This window comes from Caballeronia terrestris, from assembly GCF_001544515.1.
Classification (GTDB): Bacteria; Pseudomonadota; Gammaproteobacteria; order Burkholderiales; family Burkholderiaceae; genus Caballeronia; species Caballeronia terrestris.
The window spans coordinates 115,510-128,607 of the sequence record NZ_FCOL02000005.1; the positions used below are offsets into that span (position 1 = coordinate 115,510).

The window sequence follows — 13,098 nt, forward strand, 5'->3', positions numbered from 1 at the left end:
CCGGCGTCGATCGGGGATTAGCGGCTGCGAGCGGTATCGGCCAACATGTTTCCATGCGCATGGAGAAAGAACATGGCTCGACTGCTATCGGTGAACGTCGGACTTCCGCGCGATATCGAATGGAAAGGCCGCACGGTGCATACCGGCATCTGGAAGCATCCCGTACGGGGCCGCTGCTGGGCCGGTCGGCTGAACCTGAACGGAGACGGCCAGGGCGATCTCGGCGGACACGGCGGGGAGCAGCGTGCGGTGTTCGTCTACCAGATCGAGTCGTCGCGCTACTGGTGCGAGCAACTGAAACGCACCGACTTCGTCCACGGACAATTCGGCGAGAATTTCACGATCGAAGGCATGCCCGATGACGATGTGTGCATCGGTGATCGCTACAGGATCGGCGGCGCGCTGTTCGAGGTGACGCAACCGCGCGTCACTTGCTATCGGGTCGGCATTCGCACGAACGAGCCGCGCATGCCCGCTTTGCTGACATCGAGCGGAAGGCCGGGGTTTTACTTCCGCGTCTTGCAGGAAGGCGAAGTCGGCGCTGGTGACGAAATCGTGAAGGTCGGTGAAGCGGACGAGCGCATGACTGTCGCGCAGATCAATGCGCTGCTGTATTCACCGGATCATGCGCGCGACCGGTTGGAGCGCGCGTTGCGAATCGATGCGCTTTCGCCCGGATGGCGTGGGTCGTTCGAGGCGTTGTGGCGCAGCCACGTAGCAGGCGCTGGAAGTGGTAACGCTGGACTCGCGCCCAGATCGGCGGCACATCCGGTCGTGCCGGGATTTCGGCCACTCAGGGTCGCGTCGATCGTGCCGGAGTCGGCTGACGTCGTCTCGTTCACCTTCGAGAGTATCGACTCACAGCCGCTGACAGCGGCACAGCCTGGTCAATACATCGTGTTGCGCCTGAATCCGATGCCGGGCGTTCCGCCGCTTTTGCGTAGCTATTCGCTCTCGGGAGATCAGTCCGCCGAGCGATATCGAATCAGCGTGAAACTCGAGCAGGATGGCAGGGCAGGGACTTATCTGCATCAGCACCTGCGGGTGGGCGATACGATCGATGTCAGCGCGCCTCGCGGAAGCTTTGTTCTGCTGCCCGGAGAAAGGCCCGTGGTGCTGCTGAGCGCCGGCATCGGTGCAACGCCTGTGCTCGCGATGCTGCATGCGTTGTCAACGGCGCGCTCGACGCAGCCCATCTGGTGGATTCACTCGGCCCGCGACGGGCAGCACCATCCGTTCGACGCCGAAGCGCGACGCATCATGCTTGCGCTCGCCCGCGTGCATCGCCATGTCTGTTACAGCAAGCCTCACGAGAGCGATCGCCTGGGCGAGGATTACGATGCGATCGGCCATCTGTCGCAGCAAGTGCTGAATGAGATCGGCATCCCTCGTGACGCGGACGTGTATCTGTGCGGTCCGGTTCGCTTCATGGCCGACATGAAAACAGCGCTCGCGAACCTTGGCTTCGCGCCGCAAAGCGTTCACGCGGAGACGTTCAACGGCGGGGAGTCGTTGAATCCCGGTATCGTTGGAGGCGCGTCGCGCGCGCCCCATGTGCCCGAGGGCGATACGAGCACCGGACCGCTCGTATCGTTTGCGCGCAGCGGGATCGCAGCGCACTGGAATCCGTCAGCCTACGAAAGCATCCTGGAACTGGCGGAAGCGTGCGACGTCCCGGTCCGGTGGTCGTGCCGGTCGGGCGTTTGTCACAACTGCGAGAGCGGACTGATATCGGGTGCCGTCGTCTATGAACCCGATCCTCTCGATCCACCCGCCAGCGGAAATCTCCTGATCTGCTGCGCCAGGCCACAAGGCGACGTAGTGATCGACATTTGAGGAACGTTCTTCGCCTCAACGCGCGAGTTCCTGTTTGCCGAACGCCGTCTCCCATCCGCCGCCCAGTACCTTGCACAACGTGATGAGGTTGGTGGCGGCTTCGGCCTTGCTCTGCTCGAGCTTGCTTTGAGCGTCGAGCAATTGTCGCTGCACGTTGAGGACATCCAGAAAATCGACCGCGCCCGCCTTGTACCGCTGCTGCGCAATTGAAAGCGCCTTCTGGTTCAGGCTGACGACCGTTTTCAGGCGATCGCGCCGTCGCTGCTCCGCGTCGTAGACGACGAGCGCATCGTCCACCTCTCGCCAGGCTTGCAGCACCGTGTGTTTATAGACGATCGCCGCCTCCTGCTGCTGTGCCTCGCGCAAATGAAGCGTTCCCTTGAGACGTCCGCCTTCGAAAATCGGAAGAGAGATCGACGGTCCGATGACAAACTGACCCGATGCCCAGTCGGCGAGACTCGAGAGTTGAAGACTCTGGAACCCCGCGCTGCCGTTGAGCGATATGCGCGGATAGAAGTCGGCCTTCGCCATGCCGATCGCTGCGGTGGCGGCGTGAAGTTGAGCCTCGGCTTTCCTGATATCGGGTCTGCGCTGCACCACCTCTGACGGAACGCCAATCGGCACCCGTTCGGGAAGCGCGGGAACATCGCGCGCCTCGTTCAGCATTTGTCGCAGTGCGCCCGGTTCCTTCGCCAGCAACACGCCAATCGCATTGATCGTGGTCTCGTTACGGGATTCGAGAATCGGGATCAGGCTCTCGATCGACTCCGCCTGCGCGGCAGCGTTGGCCACGTCCAGATTCGTGACGACGCCTTCATGTGCGCGCGTCTCCGTGAGCTTCACCGTATCGCGGGCGATGCGAAGATTCTGCTTCGCTATCTCGAGCAGAGACTGAGTGTCGCGCAACTCCACGTAGTCTCGCGCGAGTTCGGCACGCGCGGACAACAGCACTGCATTTCGATCCTCGTAGGAAGCGTCGCTCATCGCTGTCGCGGCCTCGACACCGCGTCGAACGCGACCCCAGAAGTCGAGTTCCCACGATGCATCGAAGCCGAACTGATACAGGTCGTATGCCGGCGAGCCTTTGGAACCTGGCAAGGGCGCGACACCGAGCGGCGTGTCCCCCGCGGCCGATTGCACCTGACCTCCGGTCGGCGTCACACCGAGCAGCGACAGGATGCCGTTCGGGCTGCCACGCTCGCGGTAATAGGATGCGGCGCCCGTGACGGTCGGATACTCCTCGGCACCAACGATGCGCTGCTGGGCCCGGCTTTGCCGCAGTCGCGCCGATGCCGCAGCCACGTCGAGGTTCGCGTCGGTCAGCTCTTTTTCCAGCGAGTTCAGCGTGGGATCGTTGAAGAGCGTCCACCATTCCGGACTGAATTCCGATTCGATTGCCTTGCTCGATGCCAGCGCAGACTGGGTTCGGTTGAACACCTCGGGCGTGGACGTCTGCGGACGTTCGAAATCAGGGCCGACCATGCAGCCCGTCATGACGAACGACGCCAATATGGCGAGCACCAACGCACGCAGGGAGAATTCGCTCGCGTTCATTTCGATGCTACTCCCTCGGTCAGTGCCGCGCCACGCCGGCTGACTGCGACTTCCGCTTCGACGGAAAGCCCAACGCTCAATTCGGATGCGGCCTGTTGTCCGCGATCGATCGTGATCTTGACCGGCACGCGCTGGACGATCTTCGTGAAGTTGCCGGTTGCATTGTCGGGCGCGATAGGGGCGAAGCTCACCCCGGTAGCCGGCGCGAGACTATCGACATGGCCTTGAATCACGACGCCTGGAAAGCTGTCAACCTTGATACGCACGCTTTCACCGGGACGCATGTTGCTGATCTGGTTCTCCTGGAAGTTGGCGACGACGTAGGCGTCCGAGAGCGGGACGATCGCAAGCACAGGCGCACCGGGTGTCACGAAGGCACCGACCCGTGCCGAACGCCGCCCGACCTTGCCGTCTACCGGGGCGTGGAGTTCCGTGTAGGACAGGTTGAGCTTTGCCTGCTCCAGCGCAGCTTCAGCACGCGCCAGCGCGCCTGCGGCCTTGTCGCGCTGGGTACGCAGTACATCGAGGTTCTGTTCGATCGTCCTCAACGCGGCCCGATCGTGCGCCTGCTGCGCGATCTGCTGCGTCAGCGTGCTCGATGCGTGCTGTTGCTCCTGCGCGGTGCCGGCCCCCGCGTCCGAAAGGTTCTGGTAGCGCGAAGCGTTCGCCCGCGCGAACTCGATGCCGGCGTCGTCGGATCGAAGCGTCGCGCGCGCCTGCTCGACAAGCGAAGGCTGCCGCGCGATCTCCGCATCGAAATTCGCGACCGACGCCTCGGCCGCCTTCACGTCGGCCTGCGCGCTCATCAACGCTGCGCGGAAATCGCGGTCGTCGATCCGCAACAGGAGTTGACCGGCTCTTACCGACTGGTTGTCGACGACGAATACATCGGAAATTTGACCCGCGACACGCGGCGCGACGAGCGTGAAATCGGCCTGAACATAGGCATCGTTCGTCGATTCGGTGTTCGAGCTGGAAAGATACTTCCAGCAGGCCCACGCCACGACGACAAGCGCGACGGCCAACGCGGCGATGCGAACAAGTTTGAGATGAGAGCGGATAAAAGTCGACATGGGTATCGTCCCTTAGTGGGAGGAGGGCGGCGTAGCGGTCCACGGTGGGTAGATACGCACGGGTAGCACTGGAACAAGTAAAAGAAGGGCGACGGCAACACCGGCCATCACGCGATAGAGGTCTGCCGAAGTCAACACGGCAGCCTGCTCATGGATACGGTGTGCAAGTTCGCCGAGACCATGCGCCGCATCGATGCTTTGACTCGTAACGAGGGCGTTGTTGCCAAGGTGATCCACGAGCACGTGCGAGTGAAAGTGTTCGCGCGCCGTGCCCAGCCCTTCGATGAGGCCCGTTGCCACAGCCGCCGAAAACGTCTTGAGCGAGTTGAACATCGCGGACGCGAACGGGCCTTCCGTGGGTGGCAATCCTGTCGTGACGCCCATGAGGATCGACATGATCACCATCGGTTGCGCGGCGATCTGCAACGACTGGAGAAAATAGAAGTTCTCACGCACCCATTCGGAGGTCATGAAGCTCCCCATCAGGCACGTCGTCACCATGAGAGACAGTCCGATCGCCATGACCCATCGGCAATCGACGCGCTTGAGATTGAGGACGGCAGCCGTCAAGGGCAGAGAAATCAAGAGCGGGATGGCAACAAGCAACGACAAGGGCGCCGCTTGCAGCGGCCTGTACGTGTGAATCCTCGCGAGATACTGGCCTGGTATCGCAGCGACACCGACAAGCAGTATCACCGCACCTGTAAGCGTTAAAAGCCCATGCGAGAAGTTCCTGCGCGATAGCAGTTGGAGCTTGAAGAACGGAACGGGCTGAAACCATTCGTTGACGAGGAACGCTACGAGCAGCAAAGTCCCTCCGATAAACATCACCCGGATGAAATCGGAATTCAGCCAGTCGAGTCGATCGCCTTGCAAGAAGCCGATCACGAGCATGGCGACTGCGGGAAATCCGGTGAGGAACCCCGTCCAGTTGAAAGAACGCAGCCGTTCCAGTTTGAGCGGGTCCGGTGGAAGCCCTTGCTGGATCGCGACGCAACTCAACACGCCCAGCGGCACGATCTGCCAAAAGACCATTTGCCAGCTCACATACTCTGTCCACAACGCGGTGAGCGGTGTGCCGAGCGCGGGTCCGAAGGTCGCGGTGAGCGCGTACCCGGCAAGCCCATACAGCTTGACCTCCGGCGGAAGATAGCGCAGCGCGACGATGATGAGCATCGGCGGGAGGCATCCGCCGGCGATGCCTTGCAGAACACGCAACATATAAAGCGTGAACAGGTTCGGCGCAAAAGGGCAAAGGAACCCGAAGAACATCGTGGCGATTACGGCGCCGATCGTGAAGCGCTTCAACGTAAAGGTGATCCCGAACCACGGTGCGAACACCATCGTGGCGACGTTGGCGGCCTCGAAGAGAGTCGTCAGCCAGGTCCCATCGTCATGTCCGATCGAGAACACGCCTTGAACGTCGGTCATTGCCAGGGCGGTGACCTGTTCGTTGAGTATCGCCAACAAGGACGCGAGCAACATTCCGATGAGACCAATAGCAAGTCGCAGTGACAGCGCGGCTTGTGCGGGCTTTGCAGGAGTTGCAACGGGTTCGGGCGATTGCGCGACCGGTGGTTCTTGCGTCTCGACTATTGATGGAGGGGCGGCATTCATGAGGAGTTCGCTAACTATCCGTAATCTATTTCACCATCGCGTCTGGAGATCATCGCGAAATGACTAAATAAATGTGGTGACCCAAATCGAGATCTTTTGGGATTTTCTCTTTGTGTCGTTATCGTTAACGACATAGAGAATTGTAGGGAATTGACTCACACATCCTGAAGCGACATTAGGCAAGGTATTCGGCCAATTCGTTTGCGAATCTTGCCAACGACGCTGCCAAGGCGCGTAACAACGCCGTCAACGGGAAGGTCGTGCTTCGGAATGGTTGGAGTATAGTCTGCCGTCTTTCGCCATCCCGAAGAAATTGCAACCTCTCTTCTCGCGTCCTTCCACCAAGGCACGGTAGTTGCTCTACGCCGACGGCTGAACCGCCTCGAAGTATTGCGGCGCTTCCCGTCGATCGAACATCCCGTACTCCCGGATGACCCGAATTTGCCGAGACCGCACGTCCTCCGGCAGCTTCGCATCGCGTTCGAACGCTTCAGCCGCTGCCTTATCACACCACGTCGCGACGACGATCACATCTCCAGGCGTCAGCAGTGCGTCGAATACGTCCCAGGCAACAAGGCCGGACGCGCCTGTCTCTAGTCCAATTGATTTCGCAGTCGCTTCTGCGCCTGTTCGCCGGGCCCATTCAGGCGCGCGCTTCGCTTCAAGCAACGTCACTGCCGTGCCAGCGCCCGTCTCCGTGACGTCCAGGCGCTGCTCGAGCAAGACCTGTCCCGCGGGGACATGCGTGTCCGCTACGATCTGCCCGATCCGCAAGCGATAGTCGGTGAAGACACGATCACGCGCCGCCTGCTGCACCTTGTGGTGCTTCGTCTCGGTTCGCCAGCGCACGAGCGACTTCTCGTCCCGCCAGCTTGATAGTGAGAGAAGCCATCCCTTACGCGTCAGACTCGCATAGCGGTTGTTGTCGATAAACCCGTCGATCTTTTCGAGTTCAGGCCGCAGGAGCTTCGCCATACCGAGATAGACATCGAATTGTTCGGGTATGGGATTGACTTCAAGCATCGCAGAAAACATGACAGCTCCTTTCGCTAATGTTCAATGGCGGCTTTTCTGCCCGCATTGGGTTGATTCATTGTGTGCGATGAGCCGCTATTCTCGAAGCATTGACAGGTTAGGAATTGAGCCAATGAGTGCGCAAAACTTGCCAAGGAAATAAAAATGGCAATTACCGTCCTCGCCATTGGAAAGAGTCTTTCTCGCGTCGGTTAAGAAGGGAATGCGCCACATGTGGAATTGGTCCGGCGCTGGCCATTCTGTTTCTTCTTTGAGCCAATCGAAGACAGGGGCCATCAATACGCGGGATAGAGTGCTTACAATCGCGCAGATCGACCAAGGCCCGGAGTTCAACATGGACAGATTGCGTGAGATGGAGGTTTTCGTCGCCATCGTCGATCGCGGCAGTTTCACTGGCGCGTCGGAGAAGATCGGACTGTCGGTTGCCGCAGTCTCGCGGGCGCTTTACTCGCTCGAAGCCCGGCTGGGCGCGCAACTGCTTGCGCGGACGACCCGTTCGGTCCGGCCGACTGACGCAGGCGTGGCTTACCTCGATACCTGCCGCAAGGTGCTCGACACCATCACGGATGCAGAAGCGAATCTTGCGTCCTATAACGTCAATCCCGTGGGGACGCTGACGGTTTCAGCGCCCGTGCTCTTCGGCCAGCGATATATCGCTCCGCTCGTGAATGCCTTTGCGCTGCGCTATCCGGACGTCAGTATCAATGCCGTGTACATCGATCGTACGACGCGGCTTCTCGAGGAAGGCGTGGATATTGCCATTCGTATCGGCCATCTCGGAGACTCCACGACATTCGCCGTTCCGTTGGGCTTCGTGCAGCGTCGAACGTACGCCGCGCCCGCCTATCTCGCGGCGCACGGGGAACCCGCTCATCCTAGGGACCTTGTTAGCCACGACTGCGTGTCCTTCACGGGCGTGACCCATCCGTTCGAGTGGGTCTTCAGCGAGAACGGTGCGAGGCTGCCGGTGCGGCTTCATCCACGGATGATCGTCGACCTCGCTCCCGCAGCGGTTTCTGCGGCCATCGACGGTGTGGGGATTACACAATTGCTGTCTTACCAGGCGGCTCCCGAGGTACAGAACGGAAGACTTCTGCCGGTCTTGCCGGCATTCGAGCCTGAGTCAGTTCCCGTGAATTTGCTGCATGTGGAGCGCCGAGGCGCAAGCGGCAAAATCCGGGCTTTTCTCGAATTCGTCACTGAGACCTTGCGCAGGAACGCACAGCTTCAGTTAGTGGAGGGCGCTGCAGTCGTGGACGCTACGGCACCGGCAAGTTCGCGATAGGCGCTCACTAGCGCATCGAGGCTGAATGCGCGATTCAGGCCGCTGGGGTTTGGCAATACCCATGTGCGTGCACCACCGAAAGCCTCTGGTTGCAACCCCCACGGGATGTCGCGCTTGCCGGACATGGCGGAAATCGCCATTTTTCCGAGGAAAGCAATGTATTGCGGCTCATATCGTTTTATCTTTCGCTCGAACGCAGAAGCCGCTGTCTCGATCTCCATACGCGACAGCTCGTCCGCGCGTGCCGTTGGACGCGTGACCACGGTCGTGAGACCGCACCCGTACCGGGGGAACGCGTGATCGTCTTCGGGACGAAGCAGTTCGGGAGTGAAGCCCGCGAGATGCACGACACGCCAGAACCGATTGCCTCTGCCCGCAAAGTGGTGGCCAGTCGATGCTGCGCGAATACCCGGGTTTATCCCGCAGAAGATGACGGACAATTTTGGTTCAAGGATGTCCGGAAGTGAATTCGCGTCAGTCACAGATTAAGGAGCCCATCGAATCTATGCCAGACTCACCGAAGCAACATCGACGTCGCCGTGCACCCGAACCTGCGTACCCACGGTGCCCCGAAATCGTTGACGATATTGTTTGGGCGTGACGTTCAACCGTCGAGAGAACGTCGTTCGCATTTGCGTTGCGCTGTGAAAGCCGCATTTGAATGCGACGGTCTTCAAGGGCGCATCTGTGTCCTCGAGCAGTTTCCTCGCCGTATCGACGCGAACCTGTTCGACGAATGCCGACGGTGTCACCTTCGCATACTTCGCAAAGAGTCTCGAGAAGGTCCGTCGGCTTACCGAGACAGCGCTCGCCAATTGCTCGATGGAGAGTGCGTCGGTTATATGCTCGGTAACGTACCGATGCACCTTGTTGATGATCGGCTCTTCGTCCTTGCCAGCGCCGATGTAAGGGCTGTACTGAGACTGCCCGCCTTCGCGCTGAATATAGACGACCAATCGCTTCGCAATGCGCACGGCCAATTCATGTCCCCAATCTTCCGCCACGAGGGCAAGACACAGATCGATTCCCGACGTCACGCCGGCGGAAGTAAAGAGATGCCCGTCACGAATGAATATCTTGTCGGGCTGCACGCATGCTTGCGGGAATTCGTCGGCGAGGCGGCCGGCATCCGCCCAGTGAGTCGTCACTTCCTTGCCGTCGATCAACCCGGCGTGCCCGAGCAGGAACGTACCGTTGCAAACGGAGCCGAATCGGGTCGCGCCTTGCGCCTGATTTTGCAACCACGTCAGGAACTCGCTCGACGGTTGGGAATCGGGCAACTGCGGTCCTCCTGCCACTAACAACAGGTCATATTGGATGTCGGAGTCCGCGTAGCCGAAGGGCACGGAAACCTGCATTCCGTTCGAGCAGGTCACGGTGCCGGCATGGCGCCCGACAAGCGCGACTTCATATCGCTGGCGCTCGGAGAGATTCGCATTTGCTTCCGCAAAAACGTCCAGTGGGCCTGCAACATCCAGTGCCTGCACACCATCGAATATGACAATGGCGACTTTCATGCCGTGACCTTACTTAAGTATGAAACACCCTTTCGTTGACACCACCGGTCTGCGTTTCGTCCAATTCATTCGAATAAGCGCGAAAGACCGCTGCAGCAAGTGATGACGCAGTCTAGCTCAAAAGGCAATGAGCACAGACGGCGTACGGGGTAAATGACTTTTGCGTCGGTGTAACAAGACCCGAGGTGCCGAGAAATGCCGTGGCCCAAATCTCACATCGTTTGGCCTGGCATCGGCCTCTATCTGCGCGCCCTTGCTACGTCCGCTTACTAGACTTGATATCAAGAACGGCTGAGAGCGCAAACCAGGCGCAGGCGCGGCCGCCTCACCATATGTCACGGTTGAAATCGGGACCGGCAAACACGAGAAGGGTGTATTCATCATGTTGATCCAGGAAAGTGAAAGTTCATTTTTGTTCGGGGGAAATGCCCCCTATGTGGAGGAGCAGTACGAGGTCTATCTGGGCGACCCGGCGTCGGTCACGGACGAGTGGCGCGCGTACTTCGATGCGTTGCGCGAAACGCCCGCCATCGACGGAAGCGATCGCGATGATGAAGCGCACTCGCCTGTCGTCTCGAGCTTCATCGAACTCGCGAAGCGACCGCGCGTCGCAATGGCGCAGGTCGACAACGGTCTTGGCCTTGTTAGAAAGCAGGTTGCAGTACAGGCGCTTGTCGCCGCGTTCCGGATGATCGGTACGCGCAAGGCAAACCTCGACCCGCTGGCCTGGACACCGCCGCGCGCTCTCGCCGAGTTGACGCACACGTACTACGGCTTGACGGCCGCGGACCTGTCGACGAAGTTCAGCACGGCCGACACGTTTCTCTTCGACGAGGACGCAACCTTGCGGGAGATCGTCTCGGGGCTGGAGCAGACATACACGGGTACGCTCGGCGCCGAATTCATGCATCTGACCAACGCGAGCGAGCGCAACTGGTGGCAAATGCGGCTCGAATCGACGAGAGCGAAACCTTCGCTTACGATTGCGGAGAAGAGCCGGATTCTCGAGCGCCTGACCGCCGCGGAAGGGCTGGAGAAATACCTCCATACGCGCTACGTCGGACAAAAGCGGTTCTCTCTGGAAGGCGGTGAGTCGTTGATCGTGCTGCTCGACGAACTCGCCCGGTACGGGGCATCGAAGAAGGTGCGCTCGGTCGTCATGGGCATGGCGCATCGCGGACGCTTGAACGTACTGGTCAACGTCGTGGGCAAGCCTTTACATGCGCTCTTCAATGAATTCGACGGCAAGGACGCCGATCACCTTCCGGAAGGTGATGTCAAATATCACAAGGGCTTCAGCAGCATCAAGCAGACTGACGATGGCCCGGTCGATGTCGTGCTTGCATTCAATCCTTCGCATCTGGAAATCGTAAATCCCGTCGTGCAGGGTATGGCGCGCGCCAAGGCGGAAGCTTTGGGCGATGGAGACACTGCCAGCGTACTGCCCGTTGAGATTCATGGCGATGCTGCGATAGCCGGTCAAGGCATCGTGATGGAGACGTTGAGCCTTTCATATACGCGTGGGCACGGCACGGGTGGAACTGTTCACGTAGTGGTCAACAATCAGATTGGATTCACGACGTCGGACCCGCGCGATACGCGTTCGTCGTTCTACTCCACGGATATCGCCAAGATGATCGAGGCGCCGGTTTTGCACGTCAACGGTGACGATCCCGAAGCGGTCACCATGGCCGTGCGCCTCGCGCTCGACTATCGTACGGAGTTCCAGCGCAGTGTGGTCATCGATCTGGTCTGCTTCCGCAAGTATGGACATCAGGAACAGGACACGCCCAGCATCACACAGCCTTTGATGTATCGCGCGATCGCGGCGCATCCCGGCGTGAGGACCGTCTACGCTCGAAAGTTGATGCTGGAGGGCGCGGTCACTTCGGATCAGGTTGAACACTACGTTAAAACGCAGCGCGAAGGCCTTGAGGCGGCACACGAGAGCGAGGGCTCGGAGGTAGCGATGCCCCGACGTTCCGACTCGGTCCGCTATGACCTTCCGTCGCGAAACGAGTTGCTGCGTCTCGCGCAAAAGGTATCGTTCGTTCCAGACGGTTATGAACTTCATCCTCTGGTCAGCAAGATGATGGCCGCGCGCCGCGAGATGTCGACCGGAGAGAAGCCAATCGATTGGGGCATGGGTGAGCACCTCGCCTTTGCCTCGTTACTCGGCGCGGGAATCGATGTCCGATTGAGCGGACAGGACAGTGCAAGAGGGACATTCAATCACCGTCACGCTGTGCTCCACAACCAAAAGCGCGCGAGCCGCTCGGACGGCGTCCTCATACCGCTCGATCACATCGCTGACGGGCAAGGCCGGTTCACGGTGACGAATTCCATTCTCTCCGAAGCGGCTGTGCTGGCTTTCGAGTACGGCTACTCGACGGTGAACCGCAATGCGCTCGTGGTGTGGGAAGCGCAGTTCGGTGACTTCGCGAATGGTGCGCAGGTCGTCATCGACCAGTTCATCGCGGCGGGCGCCGCGAAGTGGGGGCAGTTGAGCGGGCTGACGCTGCTGCTGCCTCATGGACAGGAGGGGCAAGGTCCGGAGCATGCGTCGGCGCGACTCGAGCGCTACTTGCAACTCAGTGCTCAGGACAACATGCGCGTCGCCCAACCGACGACACCCGCGCAACTGTTTCACTTGCTCAGGATGCAGGCGCTTGTCTTCGATCGTCGTCCCCTGATTGTGATGTCGCCCAAGTCATTGCTGCGGCACCCGGGAGCGGTCAGCAGGCTCGACGAATTGGCTCATGGCGCATTCCATGAAATCTTGATCGATTCGCAGATCGAGGCGTCGCGTACTTCGAGCGTCGAGCGTGTCATCCTGACGTCGGGCAAGATCTACTTCGAGTTGCTCGAACATCGCCGCAAACACAGCATCGCCGATACACCGATCATCCGCGTCGAACAGTTGTACCCGTTTCCTTCGCAGCAACTTGCGGCCGAACTCGCGCGCTATCCCAATCTGAAGACGCTTGTCTGGTGTCAGGAGGAGGCGCGCAATCAGGGCGCATGGAGTTTTGTCGAGCCGCAGTTGCGCGAGATCCTGTCTTCGGACTCGACATTGTCCTACGCAGGGCCCGCCGCATCCGCATCGACCGCACCGGGGTATCACTCGGCGCACGTGGCGAGACAGGCGGCGCTTGTATCGAGTGCATTCGCGGAGTAACGC

At 60.0% G+C, this 13,098-nt stretch carries 9 protein-coding genes; 3 read left to right on the forward strand and 6 right to left on the reverse strand.

Annotation, left to right across the window (positions count from 1 at the left end; all coding sequences use genetic code 11):
* Positions 1-72 precede the first annotated feature (72 nt).
* A complete protein-coding gene (locus AWB67_RS06485; protein WP_087655420.1) occupies positions 73-1,836 on the forward strand; it encodes an MOSC and FAD-binding oxidoreductase domain-containing protein in 1,764 nt (587 codons plus the stop codon).
* Positions 1,837-1,851: 15 nt separating this feature from the next.
* Here AWB67_RS06485 and AWB67_RS06490 read toward each other — a convergent pair whose 3' ends face one another.
* The 4 genes from AWB67_RS06490 to AWB67_RS06505 form a co-directional block, all read right to left on the reverse strand.
* Positions 1,852-3,390, reverse strand: a complete 1,539-nt coding sequence (locus AWB67_RS06490) for an efflux transporter outer membrane subunit (RefSeq protein ID WP_087655421.1) — start codon at positions 3,388-3,390, stop codon at positions 1,852-1,854.
* On the reverse strand, positions 3,387-4,463 hold the full coding sequence (locus AWB67_RS06495) for an HlyD family secretion protein (RefSeq protein ID WP_087655422.1): 1,077 nt from the start codon (positions 4,461-4,463) through the stop codon (positions 3,387-3,389). The genes AWB67_RS06490 and AWB67_RS06495 overlap by 4 nt, the downstream gene beginning before the upstream one ends.
* 12 nt (positions 4,464-4,475) lie before the next feature.
* Positions 4,476-6,080 (reverse strand): MFS transporter, encoded by a 1,605-nt coding sequence (locus tag AWB67_RS06500; RefSeq protein ID WP_087655423.1) that lies wholly within the window; start codon positions 6,078-6,080, stop codon positions 4,476-4,478.
* A 360-nt stretch (positions 6,081-6,440) separates the two neighbouring features.
* Positions 6,441-7,115, reverse strand: coding sequence for an antibiotic biosynthesis monooxygenase family protein (locus AWB67_RS06505; RefSeq protein WP_087655424.1), 675 nt, complete (start codon positions 7,113-7,115; stop codon positions 6,441-6,443).
* Between the two features lie 334 nt (positions 7,116-7,449).
* Here AWB67_RS06505 and AWB67_RS06510 point away from each other — a divergent pair, with 334 nt between their 5' ends.
* Entirely contained in the window at positions 7,450-8,400 is a 951-nt protein-coding gene (locus AWB67_RS06510; protein WP_087655513.1) for a LysR family transcriptional regulator, read from the forward strand.
* Here the strand turns inward: AWB67_RS06510 and mug are convergent.
* Together mug and AWB67_RS06520 are read right to left on the reverse strand one after the other, a co-directional pair.
* Entirely contained in the window at positions 8,343-8,840 is a 498-nt protein-coding gene (gene mug / locus AWB67_RS06515) for a G/U mismatch-specific DNA glycosylase (protein ID WP_327365411.1), read from the reverse strand. The genes AWB67_RS06510 and mug overlap by 58 nt on opposite strands.
* A gap of 63 nt (positions 8,841-8,903) precedes the next feature.
* Positions 8,904-9,917 carry a GlxA family transcriptional regulator gene (locus tag AWB67_RS06520; protein ID WP_087655426.1) on the reverse strand — a complete coding sequence of 338 codons (1,014 nt, stop codon included), beginning with the start codon at positions 9,915-9,917 and terminating at the stop codon, positions 8,904-8,906.
* Between the two features lie 382 nt (positions 9,918-10,299).
* Between AWB67_RS06520 and AWB67_RS06525 the strand changes: the two genes are divergently transcribed.
* Positions 10,300-13,095, forward strand: a complete 2,796-nt coding sequence (locus tag AWB67_RS06525; RefSeq protein ID WP_087655427.1) for a 2-oxoglutarate dehydrogenase E1 component — start codon at positions 10,300-10,302, stop codon at positions 13,093-13,095.
* Positions 13,096-13,098: the final 3 nt, after the last annotated feature.

Coding starts and splice junctions, on each gene's coding strand:
- AWB67_RS06520 (WP_087655426.1), bottom strand. CDS start 9,917: ATGAAAGTCGCCATTGTCATATTCGATGGTGTGCAGGCACTGGATGTT.
- AWB67_RS06490 (WP_087655421.1), bottom strand. CDS start 3,390: ATGAACGCGAGCGAATTCTCCCTGCGTGCGTTGGTGCTCGCCATATTG.
- AWB67_RS06510 (WP_087655513.1), top strand. CDS start 7,450: ATGGACAGATTGCGTGAGATGGAGGTTTTCGTCGCCATCGTCGATCGC.
- AWB67_RS06485 (WP_087655420.1), top strand. CDS start 73: ATGGCTCGACTGCTATCGGTGAACGTCGGACTTCCGCGCGATATCGAA.
- AWB67_RS06495 (WP_087655422.1), bottom strand. CDS start 4,463: ATGTCGACTTTTATCCGCTCTCATCTCAAACTTGTTCGCATCGCCGCG.
- AWB67_RS06525 (WP_087655427.1), top strand. CDS start 10,300: ATGTTGATCCAGGAAAGTGAAAGTTCATTTTTGTTCGGGGGAAATGCC.
- AWB67_RS06500 (WP_087655423.1), bottom strand. CDS start 6,080: ATGAATGCCGCCCCTCCATCAATAGTCGAGACGCAAGAACCACCGGTC.
- AWB67_RS06505 (WP_087655424.1), bottom strand. CDS start 7,115: ATGTTTTCTGCGATGCTTGAAGTCAATCCCATACCCGAACAATTCGAT.